At 71.0% G+C, this 17,672-nt stretch carries 18 protein-coding genes and 1 pseudogene; 17 read left to right on the forward strand and 2 right to left on the reverse strand.

Features of this window, described 5'->3' with window-relative positions; genetic code table 11:
- Positions 1 to 51: 51 nt before the first annotated feature.
- The 7 genes and pseudogenes from ACFYXA_RS04535 to ACFYXA_RS04565 all read left to right on the forward strand — a co-directional run.
- A pseudogene (locus tag ACFYXA_RS04535) lies at positions 52 to 234 on the forward strand (NAD(P)H-binding protein); the annotation flags it as partial.
- Between the two features lie 105 nt (positions 235 to 339).
- The gene (locus ACFYXA_RS04540; protein ID WP_389029062.1) at positions 340 to 924 is read left to right on the forward strand and encodes an NAD(P)-binding oxidoreductase; all 585 of its coding nucleotides are present in this window, start codon (positions 340 to 342) and stop codon (positions 922 to 924) included.
- A 142-nt stretch (positions 925 to 1,066) separates the two neighbouring features.
- Positions 1,067 to 1,231, forward strand: a complete 165-nt coding sequence (locus tag ACFYXA_RS04545; protein WP_352251589.1) for a hypothetical protein — start codon at positions 1,067 to 1,069, stop codon at positions 1,229 to 1,231.
- Positions 1,232 to 1,390: 159 nt separating this feature from the next.
- Positions 1,391 to 3,175, forward strand: a complete 1,785-nt coding sequence (locus ACFYXA_RS04550; protein WP_389028097.1) for a PucR family transcriptional regulator — start codon at positions 1,391 to 1,393, stop codon at positions 3,173 to 3,175.
- Between the two features lie 173 nt (positions 3,176 to 3,348).
- The gene (locus ACFYXA_RS04555; RefSeq protein ID WP_389028099.1) at positions 3,349 to 3,669 is read left to right on the forward strand and encodes a DUF2795 domain-containing protein; all 321 of its coding nucleotides are present in this window, start codon (positions 3,349 to 3,351) and stop codon (positions 3,667 to 3,669) included.
- Positions 3,670 to 3,796: 127 nt separating this feature from the next.
- Positions 3,797 to 4,801 (forward strand): GlxA family transcriptional regulator, encoded by a 1,005-nt coding sequence (locus ACFYXA_RS04560; RefSeq protein ID WP_389028101.1) that lies wholly within the window; start codon positions 3,797 to 3,799, stop codon positions 4,799 to 4,801.
- Positions 4,798 to 5,559, forward strand: coding sequence for a DJ-1/PfpI family protein (locus ACFYXA_RS04565; RefSeq protein WP_389028103.1), 762 nt, complete (start codon positions 4,798 to 4,800; stop codon positions 5,557 to 5,559). Before ACFYXA_RS04560 ends, ACFYXA_RS04565 begins: the two co-directional genes overlap by 4 nt.
- A gap of 95 nt (positions 5,560 to 5,654) precedes the next feature.
- Here ACFYXA_RS04565 and ACFYXA_RS04570 read toward each other — a convergent pair whose 3' ends face one another.
- The gene (locus ACFYXA_RS04570; protein WP_352251599.1) at positions 5,655 to 7,079 is read right to left on the reverse strand and encodes an NAD-dependent succinate-semialdehyde dehydrogenase; all 1,425 of its coding nucleotides are present in this window, start codon (positions 7,077 to 7,079) and stop codon (positions 5,655 to 5,657) included.
- A 197-nt stretch (positions 7,080 to 7,276) separates the two neighbouring features.
- Between ACFYXA_RS04570 and ACFYXA_RS04575 the strand changes: the two genes are divergently transcribed.
- Positions 7,277 to 7,657, forward strand: coding sequence for a DUF2267 domain-containing protein (locus tag ACFYXA_RS04575; RefSeq protein WP_352251601.1), 381 nt, complete (start codon positions 7,277 to 7,279; stop codon positions 7,655 to 7,657).
- Positions 7,658 to 7,964: 307 nt separating this feature from the next.
- Here ACFYXA_RS04575 and ACFYXA_RS04580 read toward each other — a convergent pair whose 3' ends face one another.
- Entirely contained in the window at positions 7,965 to 8,342 is a 378-nt protein-coding gene (locus ACFYXA_RS04580; RefSeq protein WP_352251603.1) for a DUF2267 domain-containing protein, read from the reverse strand.
- Positions 8,343 to 8,772: 430 nt separating this feature from the next.
- Between ACFYXA_RS04580 and ACFYXA_RS04585 the strand changes: the two genes are divergently transcribed.
- The 9 genes from ACFYXA_RS04585 to trxA all read left to right on the forward strand — a co-directional run bounded on the left by ACFYXA_RS04585 (position 8,773) and on the right by trxA (position 17,671).
- Positions 8,773 to 9,222, forward strand: coding sequence for a DUF1931 family protein (locus tag ACFYXA_RS04585; protein WP_352251605.1), 450 nt, complete (start codon positions 8,773 to 8,775; stop codon positions 9,220 to 9,222).
- Positions 9,223 to 9,305: 83 nt separating this feature from the next.
- A complete protein-coding gene (locus ACFYXA_RS04590) occupies positions 9,306 to 9,872 on the forward strand; it encodes a type 1 glutamine amidotransferase domain-containing protein (protein ID WP_352251607.1) in 567 nt (188 codons plus the stop codon).
- 271 nt (positions 9,873 to 10,143) lie between these two features.
- A complete protein-coding gene (locus tag ACFYXA_RS04595; protein ID WP_389028107.1) occupies positions 10,144 to 10,671 on the forward strand; it encodes a general stress protein in 528 nt (175 codons plus the stop codon).
- An 81-nt stretch (positions 10,672 to 10,752) separates the two neighbouring features.
- Positions 10,753 to 12,687: a molecular chaperone DnaK gene (gene dnaK, locus ACFYXA_RS04600; RefSeq protein WP_352251611.1), complete on the forward strand. Its 1,935-nt coding sequence runs from the start codon at positions 10,753 to 10,755 to the stop codon at positions 12,685 to 12,687.
- A 10-nt stretch (positions 12,688 to 12,697) separates the two neighbouring features.
- Positions 12,698 to 13,282: a nucleotide exchange factor GrpE gene (locus ACFYXA_RS04605; protein WP_352251613.1), complete on the forward strand. Its 585-nt coding sequence runs from the start codon at positions 12,698 to 12,700 to the stop codon at positions 13,280 to 13,282.
- A gap of 6 nt (positions 13,283 to 13,288) precedes the next feature.
- Positions 13,289 to 14,227 (forward strand): J domain-containing protein, encoded by a 939-nt coding sequence (locus ACFYXA_RS04610; RefSeq protein ID WP_352251615.1) that lies wholly within the window; start codon positions 13,289 to 13,291, stop codon positions 14,225 to 14,227.
- Positions 14,224 to 14,598: a chaperone modulator CbpM gene (locus tag ACFYXA_RS04615; protein WP_389028110.1), complete on the forward strand. Its 375-nt coding sequence runs from the start codon at positions 14,224 to 14,226 to the stop codon at positions 14,596 to 14,598. The genes ACFYXA_RS04610 and ACFYXA_RS04615 overlap by 4 nt, the downstream gene beginning before the upstream one ends.
- Positions 14,589 to 17,228 carry an ATP-dependent chaperone ClpB gene (gene clpB, locus ACFYXA_RS04620; RefSeq protein WP_389028112.1) on the forward strand — a complete coding sequence of 880 codons (2,640 nt, stop codon included), beginning with the start codon at positions 14,589 to 14,591 and terminating at the stop codon, positions 17,226 to 17,228. Before ACFYXA_RS04615 ends, clpB begins: the two co-directional genes overlap by 10 nt.
- Entirely contained in the window at positions 17,225 to 17,671 is a 447-nt protein-coding gene (gene trxA, locus ACFYXA_RS04625; RefSeq protein WP_352251621.1) for a thioredoxin, read from the forward strand. Before clpB ends, trxA begins: the two co-directional genes overlap by 4 nt.
- The last annotated feature ends 1 nt before the right edge of the window (position 17,672 follow it).

The following is a 17,672-nucleotide window of genomic DNA, read 5'->3' on the forward strand; positions in this document are numbered from 1 at the left end:
GTCTCGCGCACCAGCGCGGTGTGAGCGGTCGCGCGTGGCAAGAATGACCCCATGCATCTCGTGATCGCTGGTGGACACGGAAAGATCGCGCGCCGGCTGACCCGGCTGCTCTCGGCGCGCGGCGACAACGTCACAGGACTGATCCGCAACCCGGACTACGCCGGCGACCTGCGCGCGGACGGCGCGGAACCGGTGGTGTGCGATCTGGAGCACGCCTCGGTGGACGAGGTGGCCGGCCACCTAGGGCGTGTTTCGAAAGTCCCGCCTGCCCGGCGACGCCTGGCACGCACTCCCCCACTGCCTGAAGGGCGTGGGGGTGCCCCCAGCCGCGTTGTCGGGATCGCCCCGATACGTCCAGTATCGGGGCGACCCTCCGCCTTGCGATCGCACGCACCAGACGCCGCCGGGCCCGCCCTTCGGGCGGACGACGCTACTTTCGAAACGCGCCCCCTAGGCGGCGCCGACGCGGCACTGTTCGCCGCCGGCGCCGGACCGGGCAGCGGCGCGGCCCGCAAGCAGACGGTGGACCGGAACGCCGCCATCCTCCTCGCCGACGCGGCCGAGCGCGCCGGGACGCGCCGCGTCCTGGTGATCTCCGCGATGGGCGTGGACAGCCCGCCGCCGCCCGGCACCGACCCCGTGTTCGCGGCCTACCTGAAGGCCAAGGGCGAGGCGGACGCCGACATCGCCTCCCGTCCGGGACTGGACTGGACGATTCTGCGCCCGGGGATGCTGACCGACGACCCCGGTAGCGGTCGCGTCACGCTCGCCGAGCAGACCGGCCGCGGCCAGGTGCCGCGCGATGACGTGGCTGCGGTGCTGGCCGCCCTGCTCCACGAGCCCAGGACCGCCGGGCGCATCCTCGAGCTGATCAGCGGGTCCACTCCGGTCGAGGAGGCGGTGCGCGCCGTGGCCGGCGGCTGACACCGCACTCCGCCCTCACCCCGAGTGTGGGACTCGCACCCGGGCGCTCGTAAAGGCGCTGCGAGCCCGACACGGTGTTCCACAAGCTGAGGGACATCAAGCTGCGGGGGAGGATGGACGTGAGCGACGAAGGAGGCCCTTCATGAAGTCAAGAGCCCCTGATCAGGACGCCTGGTACTCGCGCACACCCTCGCAGGCCGAGGGCGAGCGGGACGAGACGGGCGAGCGCACCGCGACGGAACAGCACCCGGACGTCCCCCGGAGCGAGCCGTCCCAGGCGGAGGGCGAGCGGGGGGACGACGCCTAGCACTCCCTGCTGTTCGGCTCGACCGGCCTCGCCGTCACCGTCGTCCTGCTGTCCGGGCGCCCCGGAGAAGGATCCGCACATTTCGGGTAGTCGGCCCGTGAGCGGGTACGCGACATGCCGCTCGGTTCTCTGAAGGCTTTCTAGGGACGGAGTGGTCGGATGGCCGGCAGTCGGGCGCACAGCCTGTACCACCGCTACTCCCGCCGGAAGGGCAGCCTTCCGCGGGGCAGCGCCGGGCGGCCCCCCGCGGCCGCGCGCGGGGGGCCCCGCCCGCCCGCTCGCACCGCAGCCGACCATGCCCTCCACGAACTGGCCGCGCTCTCCCGCGCCCTGTTCGGCACTCCGGACGAAGCCGCGATCCTGCGCCTGGCCATGGACCACATAGCCGCCGCGGGGCCGTACAGTGCCGAGGCCGGATACCTCAATGTGGTCGGCGACCTGGTCCCCACTCCGAGGGACGGGCAGATGCCTGCCTCGGCCGTGAGCCGCAGGGTGCGGGAGCTGGCCGGGGAGGACGGCGCCGTGACCGTGGCCGGCAGGCCCTGGGGCCGGGCCCTGGGGCTACGCGGATCTCCTGGGCGACTCCACGGCTACCTCGTGGTGACGTCCCGCTCCCGGCCCACCAAGGCCGAGCGATCTCTGCTCGCCATGCTCGTCCGGCACACCGCTGCCGCACTGTCGGTCGCCTTCGCAGACCGCCGCCGGAGCGAGGACGCGCTGGAGCTGTGCCGGCTGAGGGCGGAGCGCACGGCCCTCCAGCGGCAGCTGATCTCCGCGGTGGCTGAGCTGGGCTACGAGCGAGCCGTTCACGCTCTCATGGCCGACGTCGCCGCCTCGGGTGGCGGCGAGGAAGCTGTCACCCGCGCACTGCACGGGCTCACTGGACTGCCCGCGCTGGTCGAGGACCGCTTCGGTCGGCTGAGGTCCTGGACCGGCCCCGGCCGGCCCGACCCCTATCCCGAACCGGACCCCGTCCGCCAGGACGAGATGTTGCACACCGTCGCCAAAGAGGCCGGGCCGGTGCGGATAAAGGACCGGCTGCTCACTCTCGTCCGCCCGCACGGCGAGATCCTGGGCGTGCTCGCGCTGGTCGACACCCGGTACGAGGCCGACGAGCACACCGTGCTCGCGCTCGGACACGCCGCCACGTCGCTCGCCCGGGAGCTGGCGCACCTGCGAAATCTGGCCGAAGTGGAGCTGCGGCTGCACCGCGAGCTGGCCGACGACCTCCTGGCGGGGACGGACGAGGCGAGCGCCTACGCCCGGTCCGAGGCAGTCGGACACGACCTGCACGGCAGCCACTACGTCGTCGTGGTGCAGTGGTTGAACCGGACCGCCGACGATTCCTTCGCGCAGACCGTGCGCCGGGCGGTCTCCGCGGTGGGCATGCGCTCGCTGCAGACCCGCCGCTCCGACCAGGTCGTCCTCATCGCCGGCGGCAGGCCGCATGCCTGCGCGTTGTACGAGGCGCTCGCCCGGGAGACCGGGATACGGTCCGGGACGATCGGAGTGAGCGCCCCCTGCGACTCCGTGGACGACATCCCCCACCGCTACCAGGAGGCCCAGCGCGCCCTGGAAGTGCGCCGCCACTCCCGTGAGCGCTACGGCACGTCGTTCTTCGACGAGCTCGGCCTCTATCGCATCCTGGGGCCCGGAAGCGGTCTCCGGGAACTGGAGACGTTCGTCCAGGAGTGGCTCGGGCAGCTCATCGACTACGACTCCCGGCACCACGCGACCATGGTGGAGACCCTGTCCCGGTACTTCGACTGCGGCGGCAACTACGACGAGACCGCGGAATCCCTCGGGATCCACCGCAGCACGCTGCGCTATCGGCTCCAGCGCATCCGCGACATCAGCGGCAACGACCTCGTGAACGTCGAGGACCGGCTGAACCTCCAGGTCGCGACCCGAGTGTGGAAGATCGTCCTGGGCGGGCCCGGCTGACGCCTCGCTGGAACTCGCGTGGGAGTGGTGTCGGCGCACGGCGGCCCGGCCGCCGGAGTCCCGGGGGACCGGCGAACCGGGGGAAATCCGGCGGGTGAAGGAGGTGAGTGAGCGGCCCCTGCCGGTTACCCGGGTGCCCCAGGATTCCGGATTCCGATGAGGGAGAAGAGGCCATGACCCACAGTACGAGCGCCCGGGACGTCGTGGAGGCCATCAAGGACGTCGACTTCCCGGCCGACAAGGACGAGCTGATCGAAGCGGCGAGCCGGTCCGGCGCCGCGCCGGATGTCGTCAAGGCGCTGCGCGGCATCCCGGCCGAGCAGTACGCCAACCGCGAGGAGGTGGCCCGGTCGGTCCGCGTCGACCCCGACTCCGACCTCGGGCTGAGCCCGGCACAGCGAGCCGAGCAGGCCCGCAAGGGCGGCAGGCCGGGACAGTCCCAGCATCTGCGCGATGTGCCGAAACCGCCGATCGAGGAGGAGCTGGACAGCTGACGGCCGGGCCGCTCGGTGCCGGCCGCGCCCCTCAGCGGGCGTGCTGACGTGGACTTCGCCGTCGACGGCCTTGGACTGCCGCCGCCGCGCCGGCAGTCGGCGTTGCGGGGTGTGCTGGTATCAGGGCATGGACAACAAGCGGCGCGTGCTGATCGTCGCCTACGACGGTGCGCAGATTCTCGACATCGCCTGTCCCAGTGGCGCGTTGGACATCGCCAACCGGTACGGCGCCGAGCCGCCGTACTCCATCGTGCTGGGGACCCTGGGCCGTCGGGTCGCCCGTAGCTCGGCGGGGATCCTGATGGGAGCGGAGCAGGGGCTGGAGACGGTTGCGGGGCAGTTGGACACCCTGTTGGTGGTGGGCGGCATCGGCTGTGAGGACGCGGCGTCGGACGAGCCACTGCTGGGCCAGGTGCGCCGGCTGGCCGGACTCAGTCGACGGGTGGCCTCCGTCTGTACCGGCGCCTATGTGCTCGCCGCCGCCGGACTGCTGGACCACCGGCGGGTGACGACCCATTGGGGGTGGGGGGAACGACTTGCCGAGCGTCACCCCGCCGTGGCCGTGGACGTGGCTCCTCTCTACATACGCGACGGAAACGTCTACACCTCGGCCGGGGTCACCAGCGCACTCGACCTGACGCTGGCACTGATCGAGGACGACCACGGGCCGACGCTGGCTCGTGCCGTCGCCCGGGAACTCGTCACGCACTTGCACCGGCCGGCTGATCAGGCGCAGATCTCCATGTTCCTGGCCGCTCCGCCGCCGGAGGACCGGCTGGTGCGGGACCTGGTGGGCCACATCGCCGCTCATCTGGCCGAGGACCTCACGCCTGCCGCTCTGGCGGCCCGGGCGGGAGTCAGCACCCGGCACCTGACACGCCTGTTCACCGCGCACCTCGGTACGACTCCGGCACGGGCCGTGCGCGTGGCGCGCACCGAAGCGGCGGCGCATCTGGTGCGCTCCAGCGGACTGTCCTTGGCAGCGATCGCCCGTCGCTGCGGTTTCGGGTCGGCGGAGACTTTGCGGCAGGCGTTTCTCGAGCACTACGGGGTCACGGGGGACAGGATTCGCAGGATGCCGGACATGCCGGCTGCGCGCGTCGCGCCGAGGCAGAAGACTCCCGGGCCATGAGGCATTCCACAACGCGCAGAAACGTACTCCGGGGGACCGTGGCCACGGCCGCCCTCGCCGCCACGGCTGCGGCCACGACCGGGGCTCACGCCGTTCCGCGGGGCGGCGCGGGGCCGAACATCGGAATTCTGCTCTACGACGGCTTCAGCCTGCTGGACCCGACCGGTCCGGCCGAAGTGCTGTCCCGGCTGCCGGACGCGACCGTGACGATGATCGCCGAGCGGCGCGGCGCGGTCCGTACGGACACGGCAGACGTGGCCCTGGTCGCTGAACGGTCCATCAGCGAAGTGGACCGCCTCGACGTCCTGCTCGTGCCGGGCGCGGGCAACCGCGGCACCGTCGCGGCCATGAACAACGAGGCGCTCCTGCGCTGGATCCGCCAGATCCACCGGCACAGCCGATGGACGACCTCCGTGTGCACCGGCAGCATCGTCCTCGCCGCGGCCGGGCTGCTGGACGGCAGGCAGGCGACGACCTACTGGGCCTCCGCCGAGTACCTCCAGGCCACGTTCGACGTGACCTACCTGCCGCAGCGCTACGTACGCTCAGGGAAGATCATCACTGCGGCCGGGGTGTCGGCGGGAGTGGACATGGCCCTGTACCTCGCCTCCCTCATGACGGACGACGACACGGCCGAGGCCATCCAACTCGCCGTCGAATACGACCCCCAGCCCCCCTTCGACTCCGGCGACGCCGCAGTCGCCAGTCCCCAACTGAAGGAAAAAGCCCTGCAGTTGCTGGCCGCCTCGCAGGTGTAGCCGAAGCCGGAGCCGCAGCCGGAAGCCGCTGAGCGGACAGCCACCGCCCGCTTCACCGCCCCCGAGCGTCCGCCAGTTGCCGACCGGCTCGTAGGTCAGCCCAGCACTTCTGCGATCGGGGCGTCGGCGTCCACGTAGCGCACGAGCTTGCGGTTCGCGAACTCGACGATGCCCATGTCGCCGAGTTCGCGCCCGTAGCCGGAGCGCCTGATGCCGCCGAAGGGCAGCTCCGGTCGGGACGCGGTCGGGTGGTTGATCCATACCATGCCCGCCTCCAGCCGGTCCGCGACGCCGCGAGCGCGCTCCGGGTCGGCGGCGAAGACCGCGCCTCCCAGGCCGTAGGGGGAGGTGTTGGCCAGTGCCACGGCCTCGTCCTCGTCGGCCACCCGGTAGACCGTGGCGACGGGGCCGAAGAGCTCTTCCCGGTAGGCCCGCATGTCCGGTGTGACGTCGGTGAGAAGGGTCGGCTCGACGAAGGCGCCCGGCAGGTCGGGCCGCCCGCCGCCCAGCACCACCGTGGCTCCCTTGTCCACCGCGTCACGAACCTGCTCCATCAGGAGTTCGGCCGCGGCCTCGGAGGACAGCGGGCCGAGCGTGGTGGCGGGGTCGACCGGATCTCCCGGTCGCACCTCGCTCATCCGGTCACGCAGCCCGGTGACGAAGGCGTCGTAGACGTCGGCAAGGACGATGAAGCGCTTGGCCGCCACGCAGCACTGCCCGGTGTTGCCCATCCGGCCGAGGAACGCGGCGTACACGGTGCGCTCGAGGTTGTGATCGTCCAGCACGACGAAGGGATCACTGCCACCCAGCTCGAGGACGGACTTCTTGACGTTGCGGCCGGCGATCTCGCCCAAACTCACGCCGGCCCGCTCGCTTCCCGTCAGTGACGCTCCCTGCACCCGCGAGTCATCGATGATCTTCCCGACGTCTCTGCCCCGCACGAAGAGATTGGTGTAGACCCCGGCCGGCACACCCGCATCCGTGAACAACTGCTCGAGTGCCAGTGCGGACTGGGGGCAGCTGCTCGCGTGCTTGAGCAGGATCGTGTTGCCGAGGACGAGGTTCGGACCCGCGAACCGGACGACCTGGTACAGCGGGAAGTTCCACGGCATCACACCGAGAACGACGCCGAGCGGCTCGTTCACCAGCACGGCCGTGCCCTCGGGCACCGGCAGGGGCTGTTCTTCCAGCAGCTCGGGGCCGTGCTCGCCGTAGTGGGTGAGGATGTCGGACGCGAGATCGACCTCGGCACGGCTCGAGTCGATCAGCTTGCCGACCTCAAGGGTCAGGAGGTGCGCCAGTTCCTCCTTGCGCTCCCTCATGAGCCGGCCGGCGCGTCGCACGAGGGCCCCCCGGTCGGCCGTCGACCGGGCACGCCAGTTCGGAAAGCTACTGTGCGCCGCGTCGATCGCGCGCCCCACGTCCTCCGCGCTCAGCGCCGGGAACTCACGAACCCTTTCACCGGTGTACGGGTTGACCGTGGCGATGGGGCTTCCCTGGGCAGTGACATGGGCGTCCATGACGCCTCCCTGGAGTCGGGGCACCCGGGTTTCCACGCCCGGACCCGTTCACACGTGCCGCTCTCCGCGCGGAGGCGTCGGGCCGTGGATGGTCGTGGTCGCCACCGTCCGTGCGCGGGCGTAGGCCGGGTCGGCGTGGCAGGCTGGCAGGGGGTCCGCGCCGTTCGTCACAACACAGCAGCGAAGGAGGACGACGCATGGATGAACAGGAATTCGTCCGTACCGTCGCCGAGCGCACCGGACTGGGCCGGCAGGAGGCGGCGGACCTGACCTGGGCCACGCTCGAGACGCTGGCCCACAGGCTGAGCCCGGGGGAGGCCAGGGACCTGATCACCGAGCTCCCCGAGGGCCTCGCGGAGGCGGTGCGCCGGGGAACCACGGACCGCATCGAGCGCTTCGGCCACGCCGACAGCGTGCAGCGCGTGGCCGAACGCACCATGCTCAAGGAGGAGGAAGCCGACCGGGGTGTGCGGACCGTACTGGTCGTACTCCGGGAGGCGATCAGCCAGAAGGAGTTCGACGACCTGATGTCGCAGCTCGGAACGGACTTCTCCGAGGCCGTCGAATCCGCCGGCTGACCCAGGGGCCTTCGGCACGGCGCCCGCATCACGGAGTGAGCGTCCTGGACGCCGCGTGTGCGCCGGGGAGGCGACTCCAGGGGCCGGACACCACCGCCGTGTGACGCCCGGGCGTCACACGGCGATGACGTGTCGGCGAAGCCGAAAGCGCTCCGCCGGGTCGTTGCAGGCGCCCGCGACGATGATCGGCATGCCTGCCTTGCGGGCTGCGTCAATGGGGCAGGTGGACTCCCTTGTCCGCGAGGGTCGCGGGAAAGCACGGTGAGGTGGTGCGGCCGGTGGCCGTCCACCCGCATCATGGCTCCTCCTAGCCCGGGGCGCCGACGAGAGCCTCGAAGTCCCGGGGCAGCTGGGACATGACCTGGCGGAACTCGCCGTCACTGACCGCGTCCCGCAGGGTGCTCAGCTCGGCTCGTACGCCCTCGCGGGCCTCGTCCGGGCTCAGCCCTGCTCGCCTGCTGACCCGATCGACGAACTCGTCGAGTCCGAAGCGCTCGGCCTCCGGAGTGGGAGAGACAAGCGGTTCCTTCAGCGGCTTGGGCAGTTCGGACGCGAGGTCCTCCGCCTCACCCCTGGTGAGCCGCTCGGCCAGTGTTTCCAGGGTGGCGCGGGTGAGGGGCTCCGCCTTCTCCGGGGGGACAGGGGCGCGCCGGGTGATGGTGTCGAGGAAGGTGTTGTAGTCCATGAGTGGTCCTTCTTCTGAAGCCTCGCAACTGTCCGGGGTGGGTGAGACAGCCACCGAAGGGCGCGGCGTGCGTGTGGGGTGGTGGGCTGATGCGTGGTCAGGGTGCGTACGCGTCAGCGGAGGTTGAGTGGTATCGACATCCCCATGCTCCAGATGCGGGCCGCACTCCGCCTGCTCCCTGCGGGCGGAAAGTCAGTGGGCTCGGTACACCTCCGAGCACAAGTGCAGTCGGCCTCCCCAAAAGCCCTGGCCGGCCGAGGTCATGCCCCTTCATGCTGCTCTGCCAGGGTAGGAGGAAGCGTTCTTTTTCGGCCTCGGGTGCGGAGGCGCTCGGCAGGGGGCTCTGCGAATCTCGACCGGGTACCAGCCGATGGCGGCGCGGACGTGAGCCAACGACGCCGTCCGGTTCCCTGGCGAGGAGGCGAGAGGCATGACCGTGACGGGTGTGTCGAAGCTCGAGAGGTTCTTCCGGGCCGCCGCAGGTCTCGACGTGGACAAGAACGACCTGAAGCGGTACGGCGACTTCGTCGACGCCAAGCTCTACGACCTCCTGGTCGTCGGCCAGGCGTCGGCCAAGGCCAACGGCCGGGACACCATCGAACCGTGGGACCTGCCGATCACCAAGGGCCTCCAGGAGAGCATCCACCGGTTCCGGCGGCTCGACGAGGAGGTCGACCTGAAGCCGATCCTGGAACAGCTCGCCGCGCACCCTCCCCTCGACAGGACGCCCACCCCGGAGACCGAAGAGCGTTACCCCGAGATCATCGGCGGTCTCAGCGTCGCCCTCGCCGAGACGTTCAAGATCATGTATCCGGATGACAAGAACCCGCAGACCGGCCACTGGGAGAGCGTGACCGAGGTGTTCGACCGGCTGCTGTAGCAGTCGAGCCCCGCTGCACGCCGCCGATCGCGACGACGGCCGGCCACCTCGTACAGCCGGCGACTCGTGAGGGGAGCCGTACCGTGACACAGGAACTCCGGGGGATGCGGGTGGCGATCCTGGCCGCCGACGGCGTCGAACGCGTGGAACTCGACCAGCCGCGCGGTGCGTTGCACGGCGCAGGGGCCAAGACCGAGATCCTCTCGCTCCATCACGGCGAGATCCAGGCCCGCCAGTTCGACCTCAACCCGGCGGGAACGTTCCCCGTGGACCGCCTGGTCGCCGACGCCTCCGTCGACGACTACCACGCCCTGCTCCTGCCCGGCGGCACCATGAACCCCGACCAACTGCGCATGGACCGCGACGCGGTGCGGTTCGTCAGGGATTTCATGGCCGGCGGGAAACCGGTCGCATCGATCTGCCACGGCCCGTGGACGCTGGCGGAAGCCGACGCCGTGCGCGGCCGCCGCCTCACGTCCTGGCCCAGCATCCGCACCGATCTGCGCAACGCCGGTGCGGAGGTCGTCGCCGACCAGGAGGTGGTCGTCGACGGACAACTGGTCACCAGTCGCGGGCCGGCCGACCTGCCCGCATTCTGCGCCGCCGTCGTGGAGCAGTTCGCCCGGGCGCACCATCCCATGCCCGGCTGAACCAGAGCCTGGCAGCCGCAGCCGCAGCCGCAGCCGCAGCCGCAGTCGCCGGCCCCGCGGCTCGTGCCGGGCCACCCTGAGGGCCCGTCACGAGCCGCCGAGGGGAATCGTCGTCCCGCTCCCTGCCCTCGTGGACCGAGCGCCGGTGCCACTTTTGGACCCGCTGGGCGCAGGCGGGGCGACCGTACGAAAAGCCACCCTGGGGATTGCCGGGACCGCTCGGCGGTCCTCAGGCGAAAGGATCGGCGGTCCTCAGGCGAAAGGAACGGCCATGACCGAGCAGGCCCGCAGGACCGTTGCCTCGTACGCGACGTACCAGGAAGCCGAACGTGCCGTCGACCACCTCGCCGACCAGGGGTTTCCCGTCCAGAAGGTGGCGATCATCGGTCAGGACGTGCGCCTGGTGGAACAGGTGATCGGTCGCATGGGGTACGGCCAGGCCGCCCTCCAAGGTGCGGCCAACGGAGCGCTGCCCGGCGTACTCGTCGGCTGGATCTTCGGGCTGCTGAACTGGCTGAATCCGGTCGTCTCCGGTCTGCTCCTCGCCCTGTACGGGCTGATCTTCGGGGCGGTCGTCGGTGCGCTGGTCGCCCTGCTGGTGCATGCGGCCCAAGGCGGCCGCCGGGACTTCGCCTCGGTCCGCTCGATGGTGCCCGGCCGGTACGACGTCGTGGCGGACGAGGACGTAGCCGACGAGGCCGTCCGGCTGGTCGCCGGGCTGGACAGCAGGGCCGGCGCGAACACGGAGAGCGCCTCCTCCAGGGGCCGGCGCCCGCGCAGCGACCCCGCCCCCAGCTGAACGAGTTTCGAAGCCGGGCGGACACGGCCCGGAGGATGAACGGTCGCCGACGGACGTCGACCGCCGCGGAAGGAGTTCCTCATGGCCAAGGCAGTGGGCATCGACCTGGGCACCACCAACTCGGTGATCGCAGTGTGGGAGGGCGGCGAGCCGACCGTAGTGCCCAACAGCGAGGGCAACCGCACGACACCGTCCGTGGTGGCCTTCACCGACACCGGCGAGCGCCTGGTGGGCCAGCTGGCCCGCCGCCAGGCGATCCTCAACCCGAAGGGCACCATCTACTCGGCCAAGCGGTTCATCGGCCGGCACTTCGACGAGATCCCCGACGAGGCCAAGGCCGTCGCCTACGACGTCGTGCCGGGAGAGAACGGCGAGGCCCGCTTCAAGGTGCGGGACAAGCTGTACGCGCCTGAGGAGATCAGCGCACAGGTGCTGCGCAAACTCGCCGACGACGCCTCCAAGCAGCTGGGGGAGCGGGTCACGGAGGCGGTCATCACGGTGCCCGCCTACTTCAACGACGCCCAGCGCACCGCGACCCGTGACGCCGGACGGATCGCGGGACTCGAAGTGCTGCGGATCATCAACGAGCCGACGGCGGCCGCCCTCGCGTACGGCATGGACAAGAAGGAGCACGAGACCGTTCTCGTCTTCGACCTGGGCGGCGGCACCTTCGACGTGAGCATCCTCGATGTCGGCGACGGCGTGGTCGAGGTGCGTTCCACGGCGGGTGACAGCCATCTGGGCGGCGACGACTTCGACCGGCGTCTGGTCGACTACCTCGCGGACGACTTCCAGAAGGAGAACGGCATCGACCTGCGCAAGGACCCGCAGGCGCTGCAACGCCTGTTCGAGGCGGCGGAGAAGGCCAAGACCGAGCTCAGCTCCGTCACCCAGACCCAGGTCAGCCTGCCGTTCATCACCGCCGACGCCTCCGGGCCCAAGCACCTCACCGACTCGATCATGCGGTCCACGTTCGAGCAGATCACCGGCGACCTGGTGGAGCGCTGCCTCGGTCCGGTGGAGCAGGCCATGGCCGACGCCAAGGTCGGCGAGAGCGACATCGACGAGGTCATCCTCGTCGGCGGTTCCACCCGCATCCCCGCCGTCCAGGCACTGGTGCGCCGGCTGACCGGCGGCAAGGACCCCAACATGAGCGTGAACCCCGATGAGGTCGTGGCCCTGGGCGCCGCGATCCAGGCCGGGGTGCTCAAGGGCGAGGTCAAGGACGTCCTGCTGCTCGACGTCACCCCCCTGTCGCTGGGCGTGGAGACGCGCGGCGGAGTGATGACGAAGATCATCGAGCGGAACACCACCATCCCGGTGCGCCGCAGCGAGACCTTCTCCACCGCCGAGGACAACCAGCCGGCCGTCGACATCGTCGTCCTCCAGGGCGAGCGCGAGCTGGCCGCCGACAACCGGGTCCTCGGCCGGTTCCAGCTCACCGACATCCGGCCGGCGCCGCGGGGCGAACCGCAGGTCGAGGTCACCTTCGACATCGACGCCAACGGCATCCTCAACGTCAGCGCGCGCGACAAGGACACCGGCAAGGAACAGGGCATCACCATCAGCGAGAGCTCCAACCTGGACCGGAGCGAGGTCGAACGCATGGTCCAGGAGGCCGAGAGCAACCGGGGCCAGGACCAGGCGCTCCGCGAGGCCGTCGACGCCCGCAACGAACTCGACGCGATCGCCTACCAGGTCGAGAAGCGTCTGAACGAACTGGCCGACGCCGCGCCCGCGCACGAGAAGGCGCGAGCCGAGATGCTGGTAGCGGACGCCCGCGACGCGGTCAAGAACGAGGCCGGAGTGGACAAGGTCAGGCCGCTGATCTCCGAACTCCAGCAGGTCTACGCCGGGCTCGCCGCCCACCAGGCCGGAGCCGCGGCGGCGGGTGGTCCGTCGGACGCCACCGGGCCGGACGGCTTCGGGCAGGGCGGTCCCGGGCAGGGCGGTGCCGGGCAGGGCGGTGCCGGCGCCGACGAAGACGTGATCGACGCCGAGTTCGACAAGGGCTGAGGTACCCGCCATGCCGATCCCTCCCCAGGACCGATCGTCCGACCCACCGCCCGAAGGCGCCGTGCAACCGCCGACGGGCCACCTGCCCGAGCCCGCGCCGCCGACCACGGAGGCCGAACCGGGCCCCGACGCGGCCACCGGTCCGGCCGGGGCCGAGGACGAGTACGCGGCCGCGCTGAAAGAGGTCGAGGACCGCTGGCGGCGTGCTCTCGCCGATCTGGACAACCTGCGCAAGCGGCACGCCAGGGAACTGGACCGGGAGCGCGCGGTCGAACGCGCCCGCACGGCGGCGGCCTTCCTTCCCGTCGTCGACAACCTCGAACTGGCCCTGAACCACGCGGGCTCCGACCCCGGTGCGATCGTCGAGGGGGTCCGCGCCGTGCGCGACCAGGCCGTGTCCGTCCTTGAACGCCTCGGTTACGAGCGTCACGCCGAGACCGGCGTCCCGTTCGACCCCTCCCTGCACGAGGTCGTCGGCGTGGTCCAGGACCCCGACGCCGAACCGAACACCGTGGCGCAGGTGCTGCGCCCCGGCTACGGCGAGGCGGAGCGGCAGCTGAGGCCGGCCGCCGTGACCGTCGCCAAGCGGGAGTGAGCGGCCATGGCACGCGACTTCTACGAGGTCCTCGGGGTCCCGCGAGACGTCGACAAGGACGAGATCCAGCGGGCGTTTCGCAAGCTGGCCCGCAGATACCACCCGGACGTCAACAAGGACCCCGCGGCGGAGGAGCGGTTCAAGGAGATCAACGAGGCCTTCAGTGTCCTGTCCGACCCCGACCAGCGGGCCCGTTACGACCGCTTCGGCGAGGACTTCCGGAAGGTTCCCGAGGACTGGGAGGAGCGGGTCGGTGCCGGCGCGGGACCCGGCGGCGGCTTCCGCTGGTCCACCGGGGAGGGCCCCCGGGTGCGGTACGGCACCAGCGGCTTCGGCGCGGAGGGCGTCGACGTCGAGGACCTGTTCGGCTCGTTCTTCGGGGGCGCCGGACGGATGCGTGTCCCCGGAGCCGACCAGGAGGCCGAACTGCCGCTCACCGTCGAGGAGGCCTACCGGGGAGGCCGTCGCACCGTCACGCTCGCCGGTCCCACGGGGCAGCCGCGGCGGTACGAGGTCGACGTGCCACCGGGTGTCACCGACGGGCAGCGTATCCGGCTGGCGGGCGAGGGCGGCCGGGGCAGCGGTGACGCCCCCGCGGGGGACCTGTACCTGCGGGTGCGGATCCAGCCGCACCCCCAGTTCCGCCTCGACGGCCGGGACGTGTACGTGGAGCTTCCGGTCACCCCGTGGGAGGCCGCGCTGGGCGCGACGGTTCCGGTGCCCACGCCGAGCGGGGCGACGGCGAAGGTGAGCGTGCCGGCGGGCTCCTCCAGCGGCCGGCGGCTGCGGCTGCGCGGTGAGGGCATGCCGAACCCGCGCGGCACGAACGGCGACCTCTACGCCGAGCTCCGGATCATGGTGCCGTCCGGGCTCAGCGACCGGGAGCGCGCACTCTTCGAGGAGCTCGCCGCCGTCTCCTCGTTCGACCCCAGGAGGACACGATGAGTGACCCACGCGCCGCGGCGCGCCAGGCGTCCCGGCCGACGGCTCCCGCACCGGCACGCGTCCGGTACGCGATCGTGCCGGTGCCCAGACTCTCTCTGCAGACCGTGGCCCGCCGCTCCGGCGTCCATCCCGACCTCATCCGCCGGTTCGTCGCTCTGGGCCTGGTCGAGGCCGAGCGCGACGCCTCCGGAGGGCTGGTGTTCGAACCCACGGCACCGGCCGCCCTCGCCCGCGTCCAGCGGCTGCGCGCCGGGCTGTGCCTCAACTACGCATCCATCGGCCTGGTGCTCGACCTGCTGGACCGCATCAGCATGCTGGAAGCCGCCCTGCGCCGCGCCGGCACGAGGAGGGAATCACCCCCATGGACATGAACCGTCTCACCCAGAAGTCCCAGGAAGCCCTCCAGGAGGCCCAGAGCGCGGCCGTCGGCATGGGGCAGACCGAGGTCGACGGGGAACACCTGCTGCTCGCGCTTCTCGATCAGGAGGACGGTCTGATCCCACGGTTGCTGCAACAGGCCGGCGCCGACCCGAACGACCTGCGCGCGGCCGTGCGCCAGGAACTCTCCCGCCGCCCGAAGGTCACCGGTCCCGGCGCTGCACCCGGCCAGGTCTTCGTCACCCAGCGCCTGTCCCGCCTGCTCGACGCCGCCGAGCGGGAGGCCAAACGCCTCAAGGACGAGTACGTGTCCGTGGAGCACCTCCTGCTCGCCCTGGCCGAGGAGGGCTCGGCCACCGCCGCCGGACGCCTCCTCAAGGAGCACGGCGTCACCCGGGACTCGTTCCTGAGCTCGCTCACCCAGATCCGCGGCAACCAGCGCGTCACCTCCGCCAACCCCGAAGTTGCCTATGAGGCGCTGGAGAAGTACGGCCGCGACCTGGTCCTCGAGGCTCGGTCCGGGCGGCTCGACCCGGTCATCGGCCGTGATGCCGAGATCCGCCGCGTCACCCAGATCCTCAGCCGCAAGACCAAGAACAACCCGGTCCTCATCGGCGATCCCGGCGTCGGCAAGACCGCCATCGTCGAGGGCCTGGCCCAGCGCATCGTTCGCGGCGACGTCCCCGAAGGCCTGCGCGACAAGACGGTGTTCGCTCTCGACATGGGCTCCCTGGTCGCCGGCGCCAAGTACCGCGGCGAGTTCGAGGAACGCCTCAAGGCCGTGCTGTCCGAGGTGAAGGCCGCCCAGGGACGCATCCTGCTCTTCGTCGACGAACTCCACACCGTCGTCGGCGCGGGCGCCGCCGAAGGGGCCATGGACGCCGGCAACATGCTCAAGCCGATGCTCGCCCGCGGCGAACTCCACATGATCGGCGCCACCACCCTCGACGAGTACCGCAAGCACATCGAGAAGGACGCCGCCCTCGAACGCCGCTTCCAGCAGGTCCTGGTCGACGAGCCGAGCGTGGAGGACACCATCTCCATCCTGCGCGGACTGCGCGAACGCCTGGAGGTCTTCCACGGCGTGAAGATCCAGGACACCGCGCTGGTCTCCGCGGCCACCCTCAGCCACCGCTACATCACCGACCGGTTCCTGCCCGACAAGGCCATCGACCTCGTCGACGAGGCGTGCGCCCGGCTGCGTACCGAGATCGACTCGATGCCCGCCGAACTGGACGAGATCACCCGTCGCGTCACCCGCCTGGAGATCGAGGAGGCGGCCCTGTCCAAGGAGACCGACCCCGCCAGCAAAGCCCGCCTGGAGGAGCTGCGCAGGGAACTGGCCGACCTGCGGGGCGAGGCCGACTCCAAACGCGCCCAGTGGGAGGCCGAACGGCAGGCCATCCGCCGTGTGCAGGAGCTGCGCCAGGAACTGGAGCAGGTCCGCCACGAGGCGGAGGAGGCCGAACGCGCCTACGACCTCAACCGCGCCGCCGAACTCCGCTACGGCCGCCTCCAGGACCTGGAGCGCCGGCTCGCCGCGGAGGAGGAGCAACTGGCCGCCAAACAAGGACAGAACCGGCTGCTGCGCGAGGTCGTCACCGAGGAGGAGATCTCCGAGATCGTCGCCGCGTGGACCGGCATCCCCGTCGCCCGTCTCCAGGAGGGCGAACGCGAGAAGCTGCTGCGCCTCGACGAGATCCTGCGCGAGCGCGTCATCGGCCAGGACGAGGCCGTCAAACTCGTCGCCGACGCCATCATCCGCGCCCGCTCCGGCATCCGCGACCCGCGCCGCCCCATCGGCTCGTTCATCTTCCTCGGCCCCACCGGCGTCGGGAAGACCGAGCTGGCCAAGACCCTCGCGGCGGCCCTGTTCGACTCCGAGGAGAACATGGTCCGCCTCGACATGAGCGAGTACCAGGAGCGGCACACCGTCAGCCGGCTCATGGGCGCACCACCCGGATACGTCGGCTACGAGGAAGGCGGCCAGCTCACCGAGGCCGTACGCCGCAAGCCGTACTCGGTCGTGCTGTTCGACGAGATCGAGAAGGCGCACACCGATGTCTTCAACACCCTGCTGCAGATGCTCGACGACGGCCGGATCACCGACTCCCAGGGCCGCACGGTCGACTTCCGCAACACCGTGATCATCATGACGTCCAACATCGGCTCCGAGCACCTCCTCGACGGCGCCACCGCCGAGGGCGAGATCAAGCCGGACGCGCGCGCCCTGGTGATGGGCGAGCTGCGCGGGCACTTCCGCCCGGAGTTCCTCAACCGCGTCGACGACATCGTGCTGTTCAAGCCGCTCGGCGAGCGGCAGATCGAGCGGATCGTGGAGCTGCAGTTCGACGAACTGCGCCGCCGCCTCGCCGAACGCCGCATCACCGTCGAACTCACAGAGGCGGCCCGTGAGTTGATCGCCCACCAGGGCTACGACCCGGTGTACGGGGCCCGGCCGCTGCGGCGCTACATCTCCCATGAGGTCGAGACGATGGTCGGGCGCGCCCTGCTGCGCGGTGACGTCCAGGACGGCGCGACGGTCCGCGTCGACGCCGAACACGGAGAGCTGGTGGTCACCTACGACCAGCCCGAGGACGTGAGAGGAGCGCGGGCGGCATGAGCACCATGCAGGCGACGACCGTCACATGCCCCCACTGCGGGCGCACCAACCGGGTGCCCGTGGCGGCGGAGGGCCGCCCCAAGTGCGGCCACTGCAAGCAGCCTCTGCCGTGGATGGTGGACGCGGGCGACGACGACTTCGCCGAGGTCGCCGAGCGGGCCGACGTCCCCGTCGTGGTCGACCTGTGGGCCACCTGGTGCGGCCCCTGCCGCATGGTCAGCCCCGCACTGGAGAAGGTCGCCACCGATCTCGCCGGCCGGATCAAACTCGTCAAGGTCGACGTCGACAAGAACCCGCGCCTGTCGCAGCGTTTCGGGGTCCAGGCCGTACCGACACTGCTGGTCCTCGACCGGGGCGAGACGGTCGCCCGGCAGGCGGGGGCGGCGCCCGCACCCGCCCTGCGCCAGTGGGTGGAACAGTCGATCACCGCCCGGAAAGGGTGAT

The organism is Streptomyces sp. NPDC002566, from assembly GCF_042889585.1.
In the GTDB taxonomy this organism is placed as follows: Bacteria; Actinomycetota; Actinomycetes; order Streptomycetales; family Streptomycetaceae; genus Streptomyces.